We start from the raw sequence: 22,603 nt of genomic DNA, 5'->3' as shown, positions 1-22,603 counted from the left end.
CCCCCGCCCGCGGGGGGGCGCCCCCCCGCCGCCCCCCCCCCCCCCCCGCCCCCCCCCCCCCCCCCCCCCCCCCCCGCCCCCCCCCCCCCCCCCCCCCCCCCCCCCCCCCTCGTGCATGCCCGGACCTCGCCGGGCCGCCGGTCTCCGACGCCGGACGGCGCGGGCGCGTCAGCGGCCGTGCGCCCGCGCGATGGTGAGGACGGCGCGCTCGACCGCGAACACCGGGTCGCGGCCCGCACCCTTGACCTCGGCGTCGGCCTGCGCCACGGCGCTGATCGCCGTCGCGAGGCCCTCGGGCGTCCAGCCCGCGAGCTCGCGCCGCGCGCGGTCGACCTGCCACGGCGCCAGGCCGAGGTCCGTGGCCGCGGCCCCGCCACGGCCGCGCATCGCTCCGACCTTCGCGAGCGCACGGAGCTTCATCGCGAGCGCGGCGACGATGGGCACCGGGTCGGCGCCCGTCGCGAGGGCGTGCCGCAGGAGCGCGACGGCCTCGCCCGCGTGGCCTGCGACCGCGGCGTCGGCCACGCGGAAACCCGTCGCCTCGACCCGTCCGCCGTAGTAGCGGTCCACGACGGCCTCGCTCACCGTGCCGTCGGTGTCCGTGACGAGCTGGCTGCACGCGGCCGCCAGCTCGCGCAGGTCGGTACCGACCGCCTCGACGAGCGCGCGCACCCCGGACGCGTCGATCCGGCGGTGCGCCCGGCGGAACTCGGCCGTGACGAACGCGGCCTTGTCGGAGTCCTTCTTGATCGCGTCGGCAGCGACGACGGGTGCCCCGCTCGCCTTGATCGCGTCGAGCATGCGCTTGCCGCGCACCCCGCCGCCGTGCACGACGACGACCGTCGTCTCCGGGTCCGCGACGGGGACGTAGTCCACGACGTCCGCGACGAGCGCGTCCGTCGCGGCCTCGGCGCCCTCGACGACCACGACCTTCGCCTCGCCGAACAGCGAGGGGCTGGCCGCGACGGTGAGCATGCCCGCCTGGTACGTCGCGCCCTCCATGGTGACCTTCTCGACCTCGGGGTCCCGCTCGCGCGCGAGCCCGACGATCGCGTCCACGGCCCGCTCGGCCAGCAGCGACTCCGGCCCCTGCACGAGCACGACGGGCGCGAGCCGGACGTCGTCCCACGCGAGCGACGGACCGGCGGACGGGCGGGCGGAGCGTGTCGGCGCGGGCATGGCACCAGCCTGCCACGCCCCGCCCACCACGGCGGACGCGCCGATCTCACGGTGGACACCATCCGCTCGCCCGGTGGCCGACCGCGTGCCCGACCGCGTGGTTCCCGACCGTCCGTCGACCGGGAGCGCGGTGGCGGGCCGCGCGGTCAGCCGCAGCCCGAGGCCGCGAGGACGCCGTCCCGCACGACGAGCGCGAACGTCCCGCACGTGTCGGTGCGCAGCACGGTCGCGCCGACGCCTCGGTAGAGGTCGAGCGCGCGGTCGGTGGGGTGACCGTAGGTGTTCTCCCCCGAGCTCACGAGCGCGACCGTCGGGGACAGCACCTCGGCGAGGCGGTCGGACTGGGTCGCGGAGCCGTGGTGCGCGACCTTGACGACGTCGACCGGCGCGCTCCCCTGCTGGGTGAGCGTGCGCGCGAGGCTGTTCTGCCCGGCGTCCTCGAGGTCACCGAGCGCCACGACGTCGACGCCCTGCACGCGCACGCGGAGCACGACGCTCGCGTCGTTCGCGCCGCCGTCGACCTCGCCGGCGCCGCGGGCGGAGCGGCCGGGCGGGACCCGGTCGGACGACGCGCCCGGACCGGCCTGCAGCACCTCCCACACCGCGCCGCCCGGTGACGCGCCGCCCGGTGACGCGCCGCCGGGTGCCGCGCCGCCGGCGGCTCCCGCCTGTCCGCCGATGTGCACAGCGCCGGGGCTCCCACGCTCTCCGGCTCCGCCGGCCGTGCCCGCGTCGCCCGCCCGCGCGACCTGGACCGGGACGCCCGCTGCCGCGAGCGCGCCCACCGTGCGCTCCGCCTGTTCCGCCGGGTCCGCGGTGGCCGTGACGAGCGCGAGCCCCACGGTCCGGCCTCGCAGCACCGCGTCGAGCCCGCCGACGTGATCGGCGTGGAAGTGGCTGAGCACGAGCAGGTCGACCGTCTCGACCCCCAGACCGTCGAGGCAGCGTCCCGCCGCGTCACCGGGCGGCCCGACGTCGACGACGACCGCCGCGCGCGGTCCCGAGCGGAGCACGAGGGCGTCACCCTGACCGACGTCGCACGCCACGACCGCCCAGTCCTGCGGCACCGGACCGCGCCCGACCGTCACGGGCCGCACGAGCACGACGACCACGACGACGACCGCGGCGACGAGGAGCACGGTCGCGGCACGCGCCGTCGCGGGCGGGCGACCGGCCGGACGCGACGGACCCCGCACCGGCAGTCGCCAGGAACCGCCCCCGACCGACGACCCGGCGCCGCGCGCAGCCGGTCGGCCGGGGCCGCGCGAGGCCGACCGGCGGAGGTCGCGCACGGCCCGTCCCGCGCGCTCGCGCAGCGGCGGCCGCGACGCGGTGCGCACCGCGCGCCGCTCCCCCGCCTCGCGCAGCGCACGCGAGCCGAGCACGACGGCGAGCGCGCCCGCCGTGAGGACGGCGAGCAGCAGGAGACCGCCGACGCCGCCCGGCCAGGGCAGCCGCGCCCCGGGCAGGTCGGCGAACACGCGCGCGACGCCCGCGATCCAGCCGGTGAACAGCCCCGCCGACCACCCGAGCGCGGTCGCCGCCGGCGGCCACCACGGCGCGACGAGCGTCGCGAGCACGCCGAGCACCGTGGCGGGGCCGAGCGCCGGGGCCGCGAGGAGGTTGGCGGGGACGGCCCACGTGCTGACGCTCGGGTCGAGCAGCACGAGGACGGGCGCGCACGCGGCCTGTGCCGCCACGGGCACCGCGACGACGTGGGCCGCCGTCCGCCCGCACCACGGCGCGAGGCGACGCGCGATCGGCGCGGTGAGGAGCGCGAGGCCCGCGGTCGCCGCGACGGAGAGGACGAACCCGTACGAGCGGGCGAGCCACGGGTCGACGACGAGGAGCACCACGACGCCCGCGCCGAGGGCCGCGACCGCGCGCGAGGGCCGCCCGAGGGCGATCCCGACGACGCCGACGGCGCCCATCGCCGCGGCGCGCAGCACGCTGGGCTCCGGGTGGACGAGCACCACGAACCCGGCCATCGCGGCCCCGGTGACGACGACCCGCGCGGCCCGCGGCGCCCGGACGAGCACGCACAGCGCGGCGACGCACGCGACGACGATCGCGAAGTGCCCGCCCGAGACCGCCGTCACGTGCGTGAGCGACGTCGTCCTCATCGCCGCGTCGAGCGCCGGGTCGAGCCGGGACGTGTCGCCGACCGCCACGCCCGGCACGAGGCCGCGGGCCTGCGGGCTCAGCCCGTCGGTCGCGTCGAGAAGCCCCTGACGCATCGCGTGCGTCGCGCGCAGGAGCGCCCCGGGCTGCGCGACGACGCGCGGAGGGCCGTCCGTGCGCAGCACCGTACGGTCCCCCTGGTGCGCGAGCCGGCCCGTCACGACGACCGTCGCCCCGTACGCGAGGTCCGCCCACCCGTCGCCCGGTCCGGTGACGACGACCGGGCCGGACACGGCGGTGGTCACGCCGCGCGCGGTGACCTCGTGGAGCGCGACGTCGACCTCGTACCGGTCCGCCGCACCCGACCACGGGTTCGTCCGCGCGACGGCCGCCGAGCGCACCGTGGCGGTGACGGTCGCGGTCGCCTGCGCGTCGGCGAGGTCGTCGACCGGCGCCCGGGCGCCGAGCTGCGCTCCCGACGAGAGCAGCACCGCCGCCGCGCACGCCGTGACGAGCACGGCCTGCCCGGCCGCGCCCGAGCGCCGCGTCCGTCTCGTCGCGACCGCCCACGCGACGGCCCCGCCCAGCACGACGACCGCGACCGCCGCACCGCGCAGGACCGGCGGCGCCGCGACGGCCGTCGCCACGAACGCGGTCGCCCACGCCGCGAGCGCCGCCGGGACGAGCCGGAGGTCTGTCACACGCGGACGAGGTCGCGCACGTCCGCGAGGACGGCCGGGCCGATCCCGCTGACCTCGCCGAGCTCGTCGACCGCGGTGAACGGGCCGTTCTCCTCGCGCCACGCGACGATCCGCTCCGCGAGCACGGGCCCGATGCCGGGCAGCGCGTCGAGCGCCGCGACGTCGGCGGTGTTGAGGTCGAGCGGGCCGCCCGGCGTGCCAGCCGATCCGTGCGCGGGGGCCGCGGCGGCCGCCGGGACGGCCTCCCCGGGCCGCGGGACGTGGATCTGCTCGCCGTCGGTCACGGTGCGCGCGAGGTTGAGCGCCGCGAGGTCCGCCTCCGCGGTCGCGCCCCCGGCGGCCTCGATCGCCTCCGCCACGCGCGCGTGGGCCCCGACGGTCACGAGTCCCGGGGTGGCGACCTGCCCCACGACGTGCACCACCACCCCGGAGGACGGGCCCGTCCCTGCGTCGGCTCCTCCGGCAGCACCCGCTCCGGTCGTGCCGTCCGTGCTCGTGACGGGTGCCTCGGTCGCTCCGTCCCCGGCGACCGGGTCGGCGGCGTCGTCGGCACCGGCGCCCGACTCCCCGCCGGTCTGCGGTGCGCCGAGCGTGGCCACGGGCTCGACGCCACCCGCCGGTGCGCGCAGCAGGACGACCGCGGCCGCGAGGACGAGGACAGCGACGAGGGCCGCGACCGCGGTGCGCGGACGCAGCCCCCACCGCGGGCGCCCGCCGTCGTCGGCGAGGTCGGCGAACCCCGCGTGCGAGGTCGGGTGGCCGTGCGCGGCGGTGTACGCGCTCGCCGCGGTCCGGGTCGCCCGGTGCCGCAGCCGGGCCGCCGCGTCGTCGCCCGGCGCCGTCGCAAGCTCCTCGCCCGGGTCCGGACGTGCGGGTGCCGGGCGCCCGAGGACCGACCGGCGCTCGGGGACGTCGTGGGAACCCGTCTCGTCGGACGGACGCGGGTCGTCGCGGACGCCCGCGTCGTCGACGGGACCTCGGCCGCCCCCACCCGGGCGCGACGGGAGCCAGCCGCCTTCGTCACGGGCGCGTCCCGTGCCGTTCGCCTCGTCACCCACGACCCCGACGCTCTCCTCGCCGCCGGACGGGCCCGCCCCGAGGTCGTCGGACACCGCCGGACCGACGACGTCGGGCCCCGCCGGTCCGAGGACCTCGTCCCACGGCGCGCGGCGGGTCGTGCCGCGCGCCGCGTCCCGAGGGTCGACGCTGGGGAGCGCCGCGGTCGCGGGGTGCCACGCCAGCGCGGGGCGCCCGGTCCCTGTCACGGCCCGGAGGCGCTGCCGGACGACCGCCCCCTCCCGTGCGGGGTCGCGTCCGGGTCGGGCGTGCTGACGCGGCTCGTGCCGAGGTGTGCTCACGCCGCGCACGCTACGGAGCGGAGAGCGTCCGGTGCCGCACGGTCGCGGCAGCCTGGGGACGGGACGGCCTCCATGTGGGCTTGTGGACGGGGCGCACACTTCAGCAGCGGCCGCCTCTGCGCGAGCGCGTCGATCGGCGCGGCGCGGGACCGACCGGCAGCCGTCGACCCGGGGCTCAGCGCAGGGGCACGAGGTCCGCGACTCCGGACCCTCGGTCGGCGAGGTCCGCGACGACGACGGCGAGGACGCCGGGGCCGACGTGGGCGCCGAGCACGGCGCTCACAGGCGTGACGACCGCGTCGAGGCCGGTCCGGTCGGTGAGCTCGGCCGCGAGGCGGTGGGCGCCGTCGTCGTCCCCCACGTGGTGGACCGCGAGCGCGGGCCGGGTACGGCGGCCCGCGGAGTCGACCGCGACGGTCGTGAGCCGCTCGACGGCCGCGGCGCGCGTGCGGACCTTCTGGACGACCTCGATCCTCCCCTCGCGCACGGCCAGCAGCGGCCGGACCCCGAGCACGGTGCCGAGGGCTGCGGCGGCGGCGCTGAGGCGGCCGCCGCGGCGGAGGTGGTCGAGCGAGTCCACGAGGAACACGGCGCGGCTCGCGTCGGCGACCTCGATGGCGCGCCGTGCGACGACGTCGGTCGGGGCACCCGCGGCGGCGGCCTCCGCAGCAGCCCGGGCTGCGAAGCCGAGGCCCATCGCGACGGTGCGCGAGTCGACCACCCGGACGGGCACGGGGGCGTCCGAGGCCGCGAGCGCCGCCGCGTGCACCGTCCCGGACAGCTCGCCGGAGAGGTGCACGGAGACGATCTCGCGCGCACCGGCGGCCGCCGCCGCGGCGTACGCCTCGCCGAACGCGCGCGGCGTCGGCTGGGACGTCGTGACCCGGTGCCCGGCCTGGAGGTGCGCGGCCACGTCCTCGGCGGTGAGGCCGACGTTCTCGAGGTGGGGCTCGCCGTCGACCACGACGTGCAGCGGGACGGAACGGAGCCGCTCGGCGGTCCCGGGCGGGAGCGAGGCGGTCGAGTCGGTGACGACGTGCACGCGGTGGTCGGTCATGGCCGCGCCACCTTACGGCGCGCGCGGCGCGCGACGCATCCCGGCCCGGCTGCGCCGGCGCGGCGGCGCCCCTACGATCCGAGCATGGCCGACGACGCCGCACAGTCCCCGACCGAGCTCGCCGCCCTGCGAGCGGCCGCCGCGCAGGCGGCCGCGGAGGCCGCCGAGGCCCGCGCCGCGGCCGCGCAGGCCGCCCTCGAGGCCGCCGAGGCCGCCGCGCGAGCGAGCGAGGATCCCACAGGTGCCGAGCCCTCCGACACGCCCGCGGACGAGGCGTCCGACGAGCCCGCCGGAGGCGGCACGCCGGAGGAGGCCGCGCCGTCGGGCACGGGCTCCGCCCCCGAGCCCGCACCGGAACCCGAACCTGAACCTGAGCCCGAGAGCGGGCCGGACGGCGCGGCGCTGGAGGGCTACGCCGCCGAGGTCGCGGCCGGGTACGCGTACAAGGGCGGCACGCTCGCGCTCGGCGCGCTGCTCGAGGGCGAGGTGGGGGGCGAGCCCGCGCCGCGCGCCGACGTGCAGGTCGGGTTCGCGCTCTCCATGCTCAACCGGCACGGGCTCGTCGCGGGCGCGACCGGCACGGGCAAGACGAAGACGCTCCAGGGCATGGCGGAGGGGCTGTCGGCGGCAGGCGTGCCGGTGTTCCTCGCGGACGTCAAGGGCGACCTGTCGGGGCTGGCCGTGCCGGGCGCGTCGAGCCCCGCGATCGTCGACCGCTCGGCGTCGATCGGGCAGGACTGGACCCCGACGGCGTTCCCCGTCGAGGTGTACTCGCTCGGCGGGCTGGGCACGGGCGTGCCGATCCGCACGACCGTGACGGACTTCGGTCCGCTGCTGCTGTCGAAGGTGCTCGGCCTCAACGAGACCCAGGAGTCGAGCCTCGGGCTGATCTTCCACTGGGCCGACGCGCAGGGGCTCGCGCTGCTCGACCTCAAGGACCTCCAGTCGACCATCGCGTACCTCACGTCGGACGAGGGCAAGGGCGAGCTCAAGGGGATCGGCGGCGTGTCGAGCGCGACGGCCGGCGTCATCCTGCGCGAGATCGTCGCGCTCCAGGCGCAGGGCGCGGACGTGTTCTTCGGCGAGCCGGCGTTCGAGACGTCGGACCTGCTGCGCACCGCCCCCGACGGCCGGGGCGTGATCTCCGCGCTCGAGCTGCCCGCGGTGCAGGACCGCCCCGCGCTGTTCTCCACGTTCCTCATGTGGCTGCTCGCCGACCTCTTCCAGGAGCTGCCGGAGGTCGGCGACGTGGAGAAGCCGAGGCTCGTGTTCTTCTTCGACGAGGCGCACCTGCTGTTCACGGGCGCGTCGAAGGAGTTCCTTCAGCAGGTCGTGCAGACCGTGCGGCTCGTGCGCTCCAAGGGCGTGGGCGTGTTCTTCGTGACGCAGAGCCCCAAAGACGTGCCCGCCGACGTGCTCGCCCAGCTCGGCAACCGCGTGCAGCACGCGCTGCGCGCGTTCACGCCCGACGACGCGGCAGCGCTGCGCGCCGCGGTGCGCACGTACCCGACGTCCCCGTACAACCTCGAGCGCCTGCTGCAGTCGCTCGGCACGGGCGAGGCGGTCGTCACGGTGCTCACGGAGAAGGGAGCGCCGACGCCGGTCGCGTGGACGCGCGTGCGGGCGCCCCGGTCGTCGATGGACCCGGCCCCCGCGTCCGTGCTCGACGGCCTCGTCGCGGCGTCGCCGTCGTCGGCGCGCTACGGCACGCCCGTCGACAACGAGTCGGCGTTCGAGCTGCTCCAGGTCCGCGTGCAGGAGCAGGCCGCGGCGCGCGCCGCCGCCGAGGCCGCCGCCGCCGAGGCCGCGGCGCAGGAGAAGGCCGCCAAGGAGGCGGCGAAGGAGGCCGAGCGCGCCGCGAAGAAGGAGCAGGCCGAGCTCGAGAAGATGCGCGCGAAGCTCGAGCGCGACGCGGCGAAGAGCCGCTCGGGGTCGTCCGGGTCGTCGCGGTCGCGCTCGTCGAGCCCGCTCGACTCGTTCCTGCGCTCGGCGGGGACGCAGCTCGGGCGCGAGCTCACGCGCACGATCTTCGGCACCCGCCGACGCTGACCGCGCGCCGCCGGGCGGCACCCGGCGCCGCGGGTCGCCGCGGGTCGCCTGCGCCGGACGCCCGTGACGCACGAGGAGCCGCGTCCGAGCACCCCGGACGCGGCTCCTCCCCGCGTGTTGCGGGTCGTCGTCAGACGACGATGTTCACGAGCTTGGGCGCGCGCACGATCACCTTGCGCACCTGCGCGCCGTCGATCGCGCGCACCACGTTCGGCTCGGCGAGCGCGGCGGCGGTGAGGTCCTCCTCCGAGATCGACGGCGAGACCTCGAGACGGCCGCGCACCTTGCCCTTGACCTGCACGACGCACGTCACGGTGTCCTCGACGAGGTAGCGCTCGTCGGCCGTCGGGAAGGGCTCGTGCGCGAGCGAGCGCTCGTGGCCGAGGCGCTCCCACAGCTCCTCCGCGATGTGCGGCGCGACGGGCGCGGTCATGAGCACGAGCGGCTCCACGGCCTCGCGCGGCACCTTCTCGAGCGACGTGAGGTGGTTGTTGAGCGTGATGAGCTTCGCGATCGCCGTGTTGGGGCGCATGTGCTCCATCTCGACGCGCACGTCCGCGATCGCGCGGTGCACGGCCCGCAGGGTCTCGGGCGACGCCGGCTCGTCCACGACCGTGACCTCGCCCGTCTCCTCGGAGACGACGTTGCGCCACAGGCGCTGCAGGAACCGCTGCGACCCGACGACGGCGCGCGTCTCCCACGGGCGCGACAGGTCGAGCGGACCCATCGACATCTCGTAGACGCGGAACGTGTCGGCGCCGTACTCGGCGTACATCTCGTCGGGCGTCACGACGTTCTTGAGCGACTTGCCCATCTTGCCGTACTCGCGCTGCACGACCTCGCCGTTCCAGCGGTACACGACCTCGCCCGAGCCGTCGGCCGCGGGCTCCTCCGTGACCTCGGCGGCGGGCACGTACTGGCCGCGCGCGTCGGTGAACGCGTACGCCTGGACGTAGCCCTGGTTGAACAGCTTGTGGAACGGCTCGAGGCTCGACACGTGGCCCAGGTCGTAGAGGACCTTGTGCCAGAAGCGCGCGTAGAGCAGGTGCAGCACGGCGTGCTCGACGCCGCCGACGTAGAGGTCCACTCCCCCGGCGCGACCCGCGCTCGCGTTGTGCTCGGGGCCCATCCAGTACTGCTCGAGGCCCTCGTCGACGACCGTGTCCTGGTCGCCGCCGTCCCAGCTCGGGTCGAGGTAGCGCAGGTAGTACCAGCACGACCCGGCCCAGTTGGGCATGGTGTTCGTGTCGCGGCGGTACTGCTTGGGACCGTCGCCGAGGTCGAGCGTGACGTTGACCCAGTCCTCGTTGCGGCCCAGCGGCGCCTCGGGCGAGGAGTCGGCGTCGTCCGGGTCGAACGTGCGCGGCGCGTAGTCGGGGACGTCGGGCAGGTCGACGGGGAGCAGCGCGTCGGGGATCGCGACGGGCTGGTCGTTCTCGTCCCACACGATCGGGAACGGCTCGCCCCAGTAGCGCTGGCGGCTGAACAGCCAGTCGCGCAGGCGGTACGTCGTCGTGCCCTCGCCGATGCCCTTGTCCGCGAGCCACGCGGTGATGCGGCGCTTGGCCTCGGGCACGTCGAGGCCGTCGAGCGAGATCTCGTCGTTCGCGGAGCCGACGACGACGCCGTCACCCGTGTACGGGCCCGTGAAGTCCTCGGGCAGACCGTCGGCGGGCTCGACCGTGCGCACGACCGGCAGCCCGAACGCCTCGGCGAACGCGAAGTCGCGCTCGTCGCCGCCCGGGACGGCCATGATCGCGCCGGTGCCGTAGCCCATGAGCACGTAGTCGGCGGTGAAGACGGGGATCGCCTGGCCGTTGACGGGGTTCACCGCGAGGTGGCCGGTGAACACGCCCGTCTTCTTGCCGGCGTCGGCCTGGCGCTCGACGGCGGTCTTCGCGGCGGCCTCGCGGCGGTACGCGGCGACGGCCTCGACCGGCGAGCGGTGCCCGGACGTCCACGCGCTCGACGTGCCGTCGGGCCAGTGGGCGGGGACCTCGTCGAGCAGCGGGTGCTCGGGCGAGACGACCATGAACGTCGCGCCGAACAGCGTGTCCGGGCGCGTGGTGAAGACCTCGATCGTGGCGCCGGACTCCGCGGCGGCGTCGTTCGCGCCGTCGGGCGTGCCGAGCACCGCGAACCGCACGAGCGCGCCCTCGCTGCGACCGATCCAGTTGCGCTGCATCGCCGTGACCTTCTCGGGCCAGTCGATGAGGTCGAGGTCGTCCGCGAGGCGGTCGGCGTACGCGGTGATGCGCATCTTCCACTGGCGCAGGCTGCGCTGGAACACCGGGAAGTTGCCACGCTCGGAGCGGCCGTCGGCCGTGACCTCCTCGTTCGCGAGGACCGTGCCCAGGCCGGGCGCCCAGTTCACGGGCGACTCGTCCACGTAGGCGAGGCGCTGGGAGTCGACGACGGCGCGGCGCTGGCGGGGCGTGAGCGTCGCCCAGTCGGCGCCCTCCTCGACGCCGTCGACGCCACCGGGCACCGGCCGCGCGCCGGACGCGAGCTCCGCCTCGAGCTCGGCGATCGGGCGCGCACGGCCGACGCCGCCGTCGGGGCGGGGCGCGTCGGCGTCGTACCAGGAGTCGAAGATCTGCAGGAAGATCCACTGCGTCCAGCGCACGTACTCGGGGTCGATCGTCGCGAACGTGCGGCGCGAGTCGTGCGCGAGGCCGAGGCGGCGCAGCTGGCGCCGCATGTTCGCGATGTTCGCCTCGGTCGTGACGCGCGGGTGCTGGCCGGTCTGCACCGCGTACTGCTCGGCGGGGAGGCCGAACGCGTCGTACCCGAGCGCGTGCAGCACGTTCTCGCCGCACATGCGGCGGAAGCGCCCGACGACGTCGGTCGCGATGTACCCCAGGGGGTGCCCCACGTGCAGGCCGGCGCCCGACGGGTACGGGAACATGTCCATGATGAAGTACGGGCTCGCGCCCTCCGGGCCTCGGCCCTCGCCGTCGCGCAGGTCGCCCGTCGGGTTCGCGGCCCAGAACGTGCCGCGCTGCTCCCACAGCTCCTGCCACTTGAGCTCGATCTGCTCCGCGAGCGCCGGCGTGTAGCGGTGCGCGGGGCCACCGGCGGCGGGGGCGTCCTGGGCGTGCGGGAGCGAGGTGGTGTCAGGCGTGGTCACCCGGACGAGTTTACCGGCCGGCGGACGGCCCGACGGCGGCCGTCCGGGCCCGTGCGAGGATGTGCGCCGTGATCATCGTGACGACGAACGAGGTGCCCGGCTACCGCATCGACGCGGTGCTCGGGGAGGTCATGGGCATGACCGTGCGCAGCGCGAACATCGGGGCGAACTTCGTGGCGTCGTTCCGCTCGATCGGCGGCGGCGAGGTGAAGGAGTACACGCAGCTCGTCTACGAGTCGCGCCAGGAGGTCATGCACCGCATGGTGCAGGAGGCGCAGCGCCGCGGCGCGAACGCCGTGGTCGGCATGCGCTTCGACACGGGCGAGATCGCGGCGTCGTTCTCCGAGGTGTGCGCCTACGGCACGGCCGTCGTCGTGAGCCCGATCCCCGCGGGCCAGCCGGGCGCGACGGCGCAGTCCGCGCACCAGGCGCAGGGCGGCGCCCCGGCTCCGCAGCAGGGCGGGCACGCGCCCCAGGACGCCGCGCCGGACCAGCCGGCCTGGCGCTGAGCGATGCCGGTCAGAACAGCGAGACGATGACCGGGCCCTTGACGAGCAGCACCCACGCGACGAGCGCGACGTAGCCGATCGCGAGGAACAGGTGCCGGTTGCCGACGAGCGTGCGTCGTACGCCGTCACCGGCCGGCAGGTAGCCCTCCTGGACGGCGTGCACCACCTGGTACCAGAACAGCGGGAGCATGGCGACCCACACGACCATGCAGTAGGGGCACATCGCGGAGATCGCGTACATCGTCGTCCAGATGAGGAAGACGATGAGGCCCATGCCGAGGGTCGTGCCGCCGAGGAGCGTGAGCCAGTACCAGCGCGGCAGGCGGGCGCCGAGCAGCACGACCGCGCCCGTCGTGATGACGACGGGGAAGGCCGCGATCCCGATGAGCGGGTTGGGGAAGCCGAGCAGCGAGCCCTGCCAGGAGTCCATCGCGTCGCCGCAGTCGAGCAGCGCGTTGAGGCTGCACGACGGCACGTGGTTCGGGTCGGCGAGCTTGAGGTACTTCTCGATCGCGAGCGCGGCCGAGCCGAACAGGCCGATCACGCCGAGCACCACGAGCAGCCAACCCGTGGTGCGCGCGGTCATCGGGCGGGGGCCCGGCGCGGGCAGCAGCTCGTCGTCGGGGTCGGCGGACACGTTCGCACCGGCGGTGGCGCTCTTGCTCACGGGGGCGCTCCTCGTGGGTCACCGGCTCGCGCCGGACGTGACGGCGCGCACGGCGGTGCGCGCAGGGCACAACCTACCGCGGCTCGCTGGGTCCGGGCTGGGAGCGGTCCTCTCCTCCCCGCCGAACACGGGGTTGCTGTCGTTATCCCGTCGATAACGACAGCAACCCCGTGCTCGGCGCCGAGGAAGGCCGCGCTCGACGCCGAGGGTCGGGCCGGCCGGAGCCGGGCCGGCCGGAGCCGAGTGGTTCTACCGCGGTGCGCCGGACACGGCGGGCGCCGAGGCGTCGTCGGTCAGGGTGGCGACGACGACGCCCGCGGGGCGCCGGCCCACGAGGAGGATGATGCCCAGCCCGGCCACGGTGAGGACGACGCCGGTCCAGGCGGGCGCGAGGTAGCCCCACCCGGCGGCGATGACGAGCCCGCCGAGGAACGCGCCGTTGGCGTTGCCGACGTTGAGCGCGGAGTGGCACAGGGCCGCACCGAGCGAGGGCGCCGCGGGCGAGAGGTCCATGAGGCGCGTCTGGAGCGACAGGCCGAGCACCTGCGACGTGACGCCGAGCAGGAAGAGCGCGAGCACCGCGGGCACCGGGTGCTGGCCCGTGAGGGCGAACAGCGCGAGTGTCACCCCGGTCGAGACGAAGCCGAGGTAGACGGTGCGCATGACGGAGCGGTCGGCGAGCCGGCCCCCGAGCACCGTGCCGACCGTCATGCCGACGCCGAAGACGGCGAGCACGACCGGCACCGCCCCCGACGACAGCCCGGTGACGCGCGTGATCGTCGGCTCCACGTAGGAGTAGACGGCGAACATGCCGCCGAACCCGATCGCGGCGCCGACGAAGCCGGTCCACAGCGGGCCGTTGCGCAGCGCGCCGAGCTCACGGCGCACGGACGAGTCCTCGTTCCCCGCGCCCGCGGGGACGAGGCACCACAGGGCGGCGAGCGTGACGAGCCCGAGACCGCCCACGACGACGAACGCCGCGCGCCAGCCGAGCTGCTGCCCGACGAACGTCGACAGCGGCACGCCCACGACGTTCGCGATCGTCAGGCCCGCCATCATGGTCGCGACGGCGCGGCCGCGGCGGCCGGGGCCGGCGACCGCGGCGCCGACCGCCGCGCCGACGCCGAAGAACGCGCCGTGCGGCAGGCCCGCGAGGAACCGCCCGGCGACGAGGGTCTCGATGCTGCCCGCGGTCGCGGAGAACAGGTTCCCGAGCGTGTAGAACGCCATGAGCGCAAGGAGAAGCGTCTTGCGGGGCAGTCGCGCGGCCGCGACCGTGAGGAGCGGCGCGCCGACGACGACGCCGACCGCGTAGGCCGTGATGGCGTGCCCCGCGGTGGGGATCGAGACGTCGAGGTCGGTCGCGATGTCGGACAGCAGGCCCATCGTCGCGAACTCGGTCGTGCCGATCGTGAACCCGCCCATCGCGAGCGCGAGCAGCGCGGGACCGGCGCCGCGCAGGCGTCCGCCGCGCGCGTCGGGCTCGGCCGGGGCGGCGGGGGTGGTGCTGTCGGTCATCGGTGTCCTCGTGCGTCGGGCCGAGCCCGGGTCGGGTCGGTCGAATCGATTCGAGCGGTGTCGGCGACGTCGGCGACGAGTGTCAGGGCTGGTGGTCAGTCTAGGCGGGGACCGGCTCGCTGCGCACGACCCAGACGTGGTCGGCGGCGCGCAGGCCGAGCTGTGCGGGCGGCGTGGCACGACCGTCCGCGCGTCCCGCCTCCCCCGCGTCCGCACCGGCCGCGTCGGGGCGCGTCCACACGACCGACAGGATCCCGGCGTACTCGCGCCGCTCGCGCACCTCGACGCCCGTGTCCAGGCCCACGCCGATCTCCGCGAGGTAGCGCAGCACGTCCGGGTCCGCGTCGGAGATCCGCACGACCGTGCCGCGGTCACCCACGACGAGGTCGGCGAGCGGGACGGCGGGCGGGCGCACGACGGTCCCGTCCGCGCCGGGGATCGGGTCCCCGTGCGGGTCGCGCGTCGGGTGGCCCAGGCGCGCGTCGATCCGGTCGATGAGCAGGTCGGAGACGGCGTGCTCGAGCACCTCCGCCTCGTCGTGGACCTCGTCCCACCCGTACCCGAGCTCGGAGACGAGGTAGGTCTCCAGGAGGCGGTGCCGACGGACCATCGCGAGCGCGAGGCTGCGGCCGCGCTCCGTGAGCGTGATGGCGCCGTACGGCGCGTGCTCGAGCAGGCCCTGGGCGCTCAGGCGGCGCACGGTCTCCGAGACCGTCGAGGCGCCGACGCCGATCCGCTCGGCGAGGAGCTTGGTCGTCACGCGCTCGTCGGACCACTCCTGCGCTCCCCAGACGACCTTGAGGTAGTCCTGGGCGACGGGGGTCAGGTCGGTCGGGCGGTCCACCCGACCACCCTAGGTCACGGGGCCGCGCGGGCGGCTCAGGGGCTCACGGGGCGGACGAGCTCGAGCCGCACCTCGACCGTGCCGACGTCGTCGACCTGGACGGGCGCGTCGGGCGGCACGGCGATCCCGTAGTCCGAGAAGCGCACGCCGATCGCGCCCGTGGCGAGCACCCCGGAGCCCGACCGCTGCGCCTCGAGCGCGACGGTCACCGACAGGGTCTCGTCGCGGATCGTCAGCGCCCCGGGGGCCTCGAGCCGGACGGGCTCCGTCGTGGAACCGAGCGCGCTCACGTCGAGCGGCGCGGTGAGCGAGAAGAGCGTGGTCGGGTACAGGTCCGTCTCGAGCGCCTGCTGGAGCTGGCGGTCCGCGACCGACGAGCCCGTCCGCAGGGTCGTCGTCGCGACCGTGACCGTCGCCGTCCGGAGCTCGCCGCCCTGGACGCGGAACGACCCCGAGACGTCCGGGGTGACGCCGAGGAGCACCGCCTCGTCCGCGGGCACGTCCAGCACCTCGGCGCGGAACCCGGCCTCGGAGCCCGGTCCGACGACCCACACGCCGTCCACGTCAAACGGGCCGGGCGGCGCGGGCGCGGCGGACGCCGTCTCCTCCCCCGGCGACTGCAGGCCCAGCGGCGGCGGGGTGCGACCCTCCTGCACCTCCGAGTACACGAAGGGCGCGAGGAGCACCACGACGAGCGCGAGGACCACCGACACGACGATCCAGCGCGTGGACCTGCTCATACGCCCATCCTGCCGTCCGGGACGGCGCGCGGCGAGGACCGGCGCGCCGTCTCAGCCCTGCGGAGCACCGCCGGACGGCGCGTCGCCGGGCGTCCCGGCCGGGTCGCCGTCGTCCGTGCCGACCTCGCCGCTCTCGCCCTCGAGCGGCTCGTCGGGCACGGGCACGCCGGACGGGGTCGGCCACGCGATGCGCGGCCAGACCTTCGCCGACTCGTCCGTCCCGACCTGCACGAGCTGCCAGTCGACGATGCGCCGCTGCTGCGGGTCGAAGCGCAGCACGGTCATCTCCGCGGTGCCCTTGAGCGGGCCGATGCGCAGCTGGTCCTTCACGGCGCCGGCCGTGCTGCCGCTGACGTACCGCACGCCGCCGCCGAACCGGACCGGACCGGAGCGGGTGTGCATGTGGCCCGAGACCTGGTTCGGCACGCACGCCGAGTCGAGCGCCTCGTTGCCCATGCGCGGGGTGTGGATGAGCAGGAGGTCGACACCGTCGCCGTCCTCCTGCGCCGCGCACGCGACCTCCGTGAGCCGGGCCGCGTACTCCTCGGGCGTCTCCTCGCGCGGGGGCTGGCTCCCGAGGCCGAGCCGCGTCTCGAGCGGGTCGCGGTCGCCCAGGATCCTGATGCCCTCGACCTCGACGATCTTCCCGTCCAGGACGGTCTGGCCGTTGGCGCGCTCCTGCGCGGAGGTCTCGACGCTGTCGTGGTTGCCGTCGGCCACGACCATCGTCACGCCCTGGGGCACCGCGGACGCGAACGAGTCGACGCAGAACGACTCGACGGCGGTGCCGTTCATCGTCGTGTCGCCCGCGTTGAGGACGACGTTCGCGCCCGAGCGCTCGACGGCCGTCCGGATGAGCGGGGCCATGCCGGTGTTGCAGTGCAGGTCGCTGACCACGAGGAGCGTGACGAGGTCCTCCTCGGCCGCGGGCTCCGGCGTCGGCTCCTCGTCGTCGCCCGAGGTGTCGCCGCTCGCTCCGCCGTCCCGGTCGCCGGCGTCCTCCTCGCCGGTCGCGGCGTCGTCGGTCGCGTCACCCGTCGCGTCCGCGCCGGGCGCACCCTCGTCGGTGGTCTCGTCGCCCGTCGCGCCCTCACCGCCGGTGGTGCCGGTGTCGTCCGCGCCGGCGGGGGGCGCCTCGTCGGCGCCGGTCGCCGTACCGTCGCCGGTCGGCGCGTCGGTCGGGTCGTCGTCGGACGCCGGGACGGCGTCGAGCCGCGGACGCGTGAGGCGCTGGATGTGCTCCCGGCGCTCCCACGCCGCCTCGAGGTTGGCGTTGGCGCGCGCGTAGAAGTCCTCGTTCTCGCGGTAGAGGTCGATGAGCATCGCGCCGTACGTGTCGACGACGCCCGCGAGCCTGCCCGTGATGCGGGCACCCTCGAGCGGGGTCCCGTCGAAGACGACGGACGCGCGCTGGGACGGGCCGCGCGTCGTCCCGGGGTCGCTCGCGGCGAGGGACGCCGCGACGAGCGACACGAGGACGACGCTCGCGGTGATCTCGTACGTGCGCGGCGCGACGCGCTCGCTGAGCTCGCGCCGGCGCGACGCCCCGAGCAGGAGGTAGAGGCCGCCGCCCGCGAGCCCGACGACGACGATCGCGAACCCGGTGCGGCGCAGCGCGTCGGCCACGAGGGCGCGCGTGACGGAGCTGATCGTCTCCTGCGGGCCGCCGAAGAAGCGCAGGTAGTCCTCGAGGTCCTGCGTCAGCCCTTCGAGCGTGTCGGCCTGCCCGACGGCGGTGAGGTCGGCGGGGATCTCCTCGACCGTGACGTCCACGCCGAGGCCGAGCGGGAGCGGGGAACGGATCTGGATCGTGCCGAGCGGGCCCAGGTCGACGGTGACGAGGTCGTTCGTCGTCACCTCGTAGCGCGCCTCGTGCGGGCCGAGGCTGCGCTCGGCCGTCGCCGTCGTGACTCCCCACACGACGCACGGGACGAGTGCGAGGAGGACGGCGAGGGTCCAGCGGACCCAGCGCGGCGGGGTGCGGTGCGGGCGGCTCATCACCGCCCAGCCTCCCGGATCCGGGCCCGCGTCGCCAACTGCGTCCACCGCCCCGCGCCCCGCTCGCACGGGGCGGGGCGCAGCGGGCGGCGGGACGTCAGGACCGCGCGCCGCGCAGCGTGACGAGCGCCACGCCCGCGGCGACGAGCATGAGCACCACGCCGATGAGCGACGTCGTGCCCACGCCGCTGCCGAACGCCGCGTGCGCGGAGTCGAGCAGGGCCTGCGCCGGCCCGGCGGGGAGGGTCGCGGCGACCTGGGTCGCGCCACCGAGCGTCTCGGCCGCCGCGGCGGCGTCGGCCGCGGGCACGCCCGCCGGGACGACGACGTTCGCGTGGTAGGAGGCCGTGAGGATGCTCCCGAGGACGGCGGTCCCGAGCACGGCGCCCACCTCGTACGCGGTCTCCGAGATCGCGGACGCGGCACCCGCCTTCTCGGCCGGGACCGACGACACGATGAGGTCGTTGGAGACCGTCTCGGCCGCGCCGACGCCGAGCGACAGCACGACGAACGCCCCGACGAGCAGGCCGAGCGTGCTCTGCCCCGCGCCCGCGGCGACGACCGCGTACCCGACCGCGGAGAACACCAGTGCGACGGCGACGACGTGCGCGGGCCGCACGCGGCGCACGACCCGCACGACCGCGAGCCCCGCGACGATCATGACGAGCAGGCCGGGCAGCAGCGCGACGCCCGCCTGCATTGGCGTGAGGCCGAGCACGAGCTGCACGTCCTGGGAGACGAAGAACAGGAACCCGACGAGCGAGAACACGGACAGCAGGTTGACGAGCACGGCCCCGCTGAACGCGCCGCGCGTGAAGAGCCGCACGTCGAGCATCGGGTCGGGGCGTCGCAGCTGGCGGCGCACGAACAGCGCCCCCGCGACCAGCCCGACGACGACGCTGCCGACCGCGAGCGTGCTCACTCCGGACTTCGCGAGGGTCTTGATGCCGAGGACGACGGGGGTCATCGTCGCCATGACGAGCGCGATCGACACGACGTCGACGCGCCCCGGCGCGGGGTCGCGCGACTCGGGCACGAAGAACGGCGCGAGCGCGAGCAGGAGCACGAGCACGGGGACGGCGAGGAGGAAGACCGAGCCCCACCAGTAGTGCTCGAGCAGGAACCCGCCGACGATCGGGCCGAGGGCCGACCCGGCCGCGAACCCCGCCGCCCAGATCGCGATGGCGAGGCGGCGCTCCTCGCGGTCGACGAAGACGTTGCGCAGGAGCGAGAGCGTCGACGGCATGAGCATCGCGCCGAAGAGGCCGAGCGCGGCGCGGGACGCGACGAGCGCGCCGGCCGTCGGCGCGTAGGCGGCGACGACCGACACGGCCGCGAACCCCACGGCCCCGACGAGGAGCAGCCGACGGCGGCCCACGCGGTCGGCGAACGAGCCCATGGGCACGAGCAGGCCCGCGAGCACGAGGGGGTAGACGTCGATGATCCACAGGAGCTGCGTCCCGCTCGGGCGCAGGGACTCGGAGATCTGCGGCAGCGCGAAGCTCAGCACGGTGTTGTCGATCGACACGAGCAGCACCGGGAGCATGAGCACGGCGAGCGCGAACCAGCGGCCGGCGGCGCCGCGCACGGGTCCGCGCGTCGTGGACGCGTGTGGTGCGGGCGAGGTCGGGGTGGTCGTCGGGGTCGTCGTCACCGGGGTCGTCACGGCGAGGGTCCTTCCACGTCATTCCTGGCGGTCGGGGCGACGCGGTGGCGTCGAACTTCCAAACCGTCCGGACGGTACAGTAACAACGCCGGGCCGCGTGCTCATCCGCGCAGCGGTGTGACGTCGCGCACCACCCCTTCCCAGGCGGCCGCGCTCCCCCGGGCGGGGACCTCGGGTCGGGGCGCCCGGGTCGGGGCGCCGCGCCCTCCCACTACCCTCGGAACCATGCCGCCGCCCCCCGCAGCTCGCGCCAAGGTCCTGCGCGCGTACGCGTCCCTGCTCGTCGAGCAGGGCGAGCGCGCCGCCACGCTCGAGGCCGTCGCGGAGCGCGCCGGGGTCTCCAAGGGCGGCCTGCTCTACCACTTCGGGTCCAAGGACGCGCTCGCCGACGGGCTCACCGAGCACCTGCGCGAGCTCACCGCCGCCGACGTCGACGCGATGCGCGCCGCGTCCGCGGGTGCCGTCGACTACCTCATCCGCACCTCGACCCTCGTCGACACCGAGTTTGAGCTCGTCTACCTCGCCGTCTCACGCCTCGCGCAAGGGTCGTACCCGCACGCCCGCGCCGCGCTCGACGGCGCGCACGACGCGTGGACCCGCGCCGTGCTCGACGAGGTCGGCGACCCCGTCGTCGCGCGCGCGATCGTCCTGCTCAGCGACGGGCTCTACGCGCACGCGGCGCTGAGCAGCGACGCGCTCGGCCGTGCCGCGGCGGGCGCCGAGGCCGACGACGCCGCCCCCGCCCCCGGGGACGACCTCGCCTTCCGCGGCCCCAGGCCGGGCGACGACGTCGACGACCTCCTCGCGCTCCTCAACGAGATCGTGGACCTACGGCGCCCGGGTGGAGCGCACGAGGCGCTCGACGACTGAGTCAGCACGCCCGAGAGGCACCCTGCCGCGCGGGCGCACCGTCGCGTCGTCGCGGACTGGCGCCGGGGCCCCTCGAGCGTGGCCGGTCGAGAGCCGACGTCAGGGCGGTGTCAGCCGTCGTACGCCGCGCGCAGCGGCTCCAGGTCGAGCTTGGACTGGGTCATCATCACGTCGACGACGCGCTGCACCTTGGCCTGGTCGGAGTCCTGGAGCATGTCGAGGAACTCGACGGGGACCACCTGCCAGGAGAGCCCGAACCGGTCCTTGAGCCACCCGCACTGCGACTCCTCGCCGCCGTCGGTGAGCGCGGCCCAGTACTCGTCGACCTCCTCCTGCGACTCGCACTCGATGACGAACGACACGGCCTCGGTGAAGGAGAACTGCGGCCCGCCGTTGATGCCGACGAAGCGCTGACCGGCGAGGGTGAACTCCGCGGACAGGACCGACCCGTCGGGCTGGCGGAGCACGTCGCCGGTCTTCGCGTCCGGGAACACGCTCGAGTAGAAGGCGATCGCCTCCTCGAGGTCGTCGTCGAACCACAGGCTGGGCACGATCGCGCGCATCGTCGTCTCCGTCCGTCGCAGGTGTCGCGGAGGCCGGTCGGCCTCCCCTTCCCTCCGACCGTGCGGACCTCGCGAACTCATCGCCCGCGCACGTCGGCCCGGCCGGCCGCGGCGGACGGCGGACGCGCGAGCGCTACGCGGACGCCTTCTTGCGCGTGCTCTTGCTGGTGGTCGACGACGACTTCGACGCCGACTTCGAGCGGCTGCTCTTCGACGCCGACCCGCCCTTGTCGGACGTCGCGCTCTTCGAGCGCGACCCGGACGAGCCCTTGCCCGACGACGAGGACGCCGTGCGCCCGGAGCCGCTCTTCGCGGTCGAACCGCCCGAGGACTTCGACCCACCGGACGACCTCGACCCACCGGACGACCTCGACCCACCGGACGACCTCGACCCGCCCGACGACGAGCCGCCCGACGACTTCGACCCGCCCGAGCGCGCGCTCTTGGAGGACTCGACGGACTTGCGCAGCGCCTCCATGAGGTCGATGACCTCGGCGCCCTCGCCCTCCTCGGGCTGCTCGCCGAACGTCTCGGCGGTGTCGAGCGCGTCGCCCTGCTCGAGCTTGGCGTCGATGAGCTTGCGCAGCTGGACCTGGTAGTCGTCCTCGTACTCGTCGGGCGTGAAGTCCGCCTCGAAGCTCGTCACGAGCTGCGCGGACATGGCGAGCTCCTTGTCCGTGACCTTCGCCTCCTCGTCGAGCGACGGGAACGCGGCCTCGCGCACCTCGTCGGCCCACAGCAGCGTCTGGAGCACGAGCACGTCGTCGCGCACGCGCAGCGCGGCGAGCCGGGTCCGCTGCCGCAGCGCGAACTTCACGATCGCGGTGCGGTCGGTCTCCTCGAGCGTGCGCCGCATGAGCACGTACGCCTTGTTCGACTTCGAGTCCGGCTCCAGGTAGTAGCTGCGGTCGAGCAGGAGCGGGTCGATCTGCTCGCTCGGCACGAACTCGACGACCTCGATCTCGCGGCTGCGCTCGGCCGGCAGCGCGGCGAAGTCCTCGCTCGTGAGCACCACGGTGCGCTCGCCGTCGTCGTACGCCTTGTCGATGTGCTCGTACGGCACGACCTCGCCGTCGATCTCGCACACGCGCCGGTAGCGGATGCGGCCGCCGTCCTTGTCGTGCACCTGGTGCAGCGGCACGTCGTGGTCCTCCGTCGCGGAGTACACCTTGACGGGCACGTTGACGAGGCCGAACGTGATGGCGCCCTTCCAGATGGCCCTCATCCGTCCATGGTGGCGTCCCGTGCGCCGACCCGCGAGCGGATACCGGTCCCGGGCCGAGCCCGCCCCGCCCGCGTGTGGGTGGCGCGCGCGAGGATGGGGGTGTGGCGGGGACGAGGTTCGAGTTCGAGGCGGAGCTGTGGCGGTGGGAGGCGCGCACCGACAGCTGGGTGTTCGCCGCGCTGCCCGAGGACGTGAGCGACGAGATCGCCGACCTCCCGATCCCGACCGCCGGCTTCGGCTCGGTCAAGGTCGAGGTGACGCTCGGCGCGCAACGCTGGTCCACGTCCGTCTTCCCCGACGCGCAGCGCAAGACGTTCGTCGTGCCGATCAAGGCCGCCGTGCGGCGCGCCGAGGGCGTCGACGTGGGCGACCGCGTGCGGATCGGCGTCGAGACGCTCGTCTGAGCAC

Annotated in this window: 17 protein-coding genes; 4 read left to right on the top strand and 13 right to left on the bottom strand. The window is 75.6% G+C overall.

Annotation, left to right across the window (positions count from 1 at the left end; translation table 11 throughout):
* Positions 1–168: 168 nt before the first annotated feature.
* The 4 genes from holA to GYH36_RS08015 form a co-directional block, all read right to left on the bottom strand.
* Positions 169–1,179, bottom strand: a complete 1,011-nt coding sequence (gene holA, locus GYH36_RS08030; protein ID WP_162289587.1) for a DNA polymerase III subunit delta — start codon at positions 1,177–1,179, stop codon at positions 169–171.
* A gap of 146 nt (positions 1,180–1,325) precedes the next feature.
* Positions 1,326–4,001 (bottom strand): ComEC/Rec2 family competence protein, encoded by a 2,676-nt coding sequence (locus tag GYH36_RS08025; RefSeq protein ID WP_162289586.1) that lies wholly within the window; start codon positions 3,999–4,001, stop codon positions 1,326–1,328.
* Complete coding sequence (locus tag GYH36_RS20315; protein WP_312028558.1) at positions 3,998–5,266, bottom strand: ComEA family DNA-binding protein; 1,269 nt, start codon at positions 5,264–5,266, stop codon at positions 3,998–4,000. The genes GYH36_RS08025 and GYH36_RS20315 overlap by 4 nt, the downstream gene beginning before the upstream one ends.
* Positions 5,267–5,534: 268 nt before the next feature.
* Positions 5,535–6,416: a DegV family protein gene (locus tag GYH36_RS08015; protein ID WP_162289585.1), complete on the bottom strand. Its 882-nt coding sequence runs from the start codon at positions 6,414–6,416 to the stop codon at positions 5,535–5,537.
* A gap of 84 nt (positions 6,417–6,500) precedes the next feature.
* Between GYH36_RS08015 and GYH36_RS08010 the strand changes: the two genes are divergently transcribed.
* On the top strand, positions 6,501–8,465 hold the full coding sequence (locus tag GYH36_RS08010; RefSeq protein ID WP_162289584.1) for a helicase HerA-like domain-containing protein: 1,965 nt from the start codon (positions 6,501–6,503) through the stop codon (positions 8,463–8,465).
* Positions 8,466–8,595: 130 nt separating this feature from the next.
* On the opposite strand, the gene leuS is transcribed toward GYH36_RS08010, so the two are convergent.
* Positions 8,596–11,595, bottom strand: coding sequence for a leucine--tRNA ligase (gene leuS, locus GYH36_RS08005; protein WP_162289583.1), 3,000 nt, complete (start codon positions 11,593–11,595; stop codon positions 8,596–8,598).
* 68 nt (positions 11,596–11,663) lie between these two features.
* Here leuS and GYH36_RS08000 point away from each other — a divergent pair, with 68 nt between their 5' ends.
* Complete coding sequence (locus GYH36_RS08000; RefSeq protein WP_115942785.1) at positions 11,664–12,104, top strand: YbjQ family protein; 441 nt, start codon at positions 11,664–11,666, stop codon at positions 12,102–12,104.
* A gap of 10 nt (positions 12,105–12,114) precedes the next feature.
* Here GYH36_RS08000 and GYH36_RS07995 read toward each other — a convergent pair whose 3' ends face one another.
* The 6 genes from GYH36_RS07995 to GYH36_RS07970 all read right to left on the bottom strand — a co-directional run bounded on the left by GYH36_RS07995 (position 12,115) and on the right by GYH36_RS07970 (position 19,537).
* Positions 12,115–12,771, bottom strand: coding sequence for a vitamin K epoxide reductase family protein (locus GYH36_RS07995; protein WP_312028557.1), 657 nt, complete (start codon positions 12,769–12,771; stop codon positions 12,115–12,117).
* A gap of 249 nt (positions 12,772–13,020) precedes the next feature.
* The gene (locus tag GYH36_RS07990; RefSeq protein WP_162289582.1) at positions 13,021–14,289 is read right to left on the bottom strand and encodes an MFS transporter; all 1,269 of its coding nucleotides are present in this window, start codon (positions 14,287–14,289) and stop codon (positions 13,021–13,023) included.
* A gap of 100 nt (positions 14,290–14,389) precedes the next feature.
* Positions 14,390–15,133, bottom strand: coding sequence for a metal-dependent transcriptional regulator (locus GYH36_RS07985; RefSeq protein WP_312028556.1), 744 nt, complete (start codon positions 15,131–15,133; stop codon positions 14,390–14,392).
* Positions 15,134–15,168: 35 nt separating this feature from the next.
* Entirely contained in the window at positions 15,169–15,873 is a 705-nt protein-coding gene (locus tag GYH36_RS07980; protein ID WP_162289581.1) for a YceI family protein, read from the bottom strand.
* A gap of 51 nt (positions 15,874–15,924) precedes the next feature.
* Positions 15,925–17,871: a metallophosphoesterase gene (locus GYH36_RS07975; RefSeq protein ID WP_162289580.1), complete on the bottom strand. Its 1,947-nt coding sequence runs from the start codon at positions 17,869–17,871 to the stop codon at positions 15,925–15,927.
* Positions 17,872–17,968: 97 nt separating this feature from the next.
* Complete coding sequence (locus GYH36_RS07970) at positions 17,969–19,537, bottom strand: MFS transporter (protein ID WP_376739813.1); 1,569 nt, start codon at positions 19,535–19,537, stop codon at positions 17,969–17,971.
* A 225-nt stretch (positions 19,538–19,762) separates the two neighbouring features.
* Between GYH36_RS07970 and GYH36_RS07965 the strand changes: the two genes are divergently transcribed.
* A complete protein-coding gene (locus GYH36_RS07965; RefSeq protein ID WP_024840814.1) occupies positions 19,763–20,407 on the top strand; it encodes a TetR/AcrR family transcriptional regulator in 645 nt (214 codons plus the stop codon).
* Positions 20,408–20,517: 110 nt separating this feature from the next.
* Here the strand turns inward: GYH36_RS07965 and GYH36_RS07960 are convergent, their stop codons facing one another.
* Complete coding sequence (locus tag GYH36_RS07960; protein WP_024840813.1) at positions 20,518–20,970, bottom strand: VOC family protein; 453 nt, start codon at positions 20,968–20,970, stop codon at positions 20,518–20,520.
* Positions 20,971–21,103: 133 nt separating this feature from the next.
* Positions 21,104–22,195, bottom strand: coding sequence for a non-homologous end joining protein Ku (ku, locus tag GYH36_RS07955; protein ID WP_162289579.1), 1,092 nt, complete (start codon positions 22,193–22,195; stop codon positions 21,104–21,106).
* Between the two features lie 101 nt (positions 22,196–22,296).
* Between ku and GYH36_RS07950 the strand changes: the two genes are divergently transcribed.
* Complete coding sequence (locus GYH36_RS07950; RefSeq protein ID WP_024840811.1) at positions 22,297–22,599, top strand: DUF1905 domain-containing protein; 303 nt, start codon at positions 22,297–22,299, stop codon at positions 22,597–22,599.
* Positions 22,600–22,603 lie beyond the last annotated feature (4 nt).

It is taken from the genome of Cellulosimicrobium composti, from assembly GCF_010287905.1.
GTDB classification, from domain to species: domain Bacteria; phylum Actinomycetota; class Actinomycetes; order Actinomycetales; family Cellulomonadaceae; genus Cellulosimicrobium; species Cellulosimicrobium composti.
Note: the sequence above shows the minus strand (reverse complement) of the source record. Positions and strands in the feature narration are given on the sequence as shown.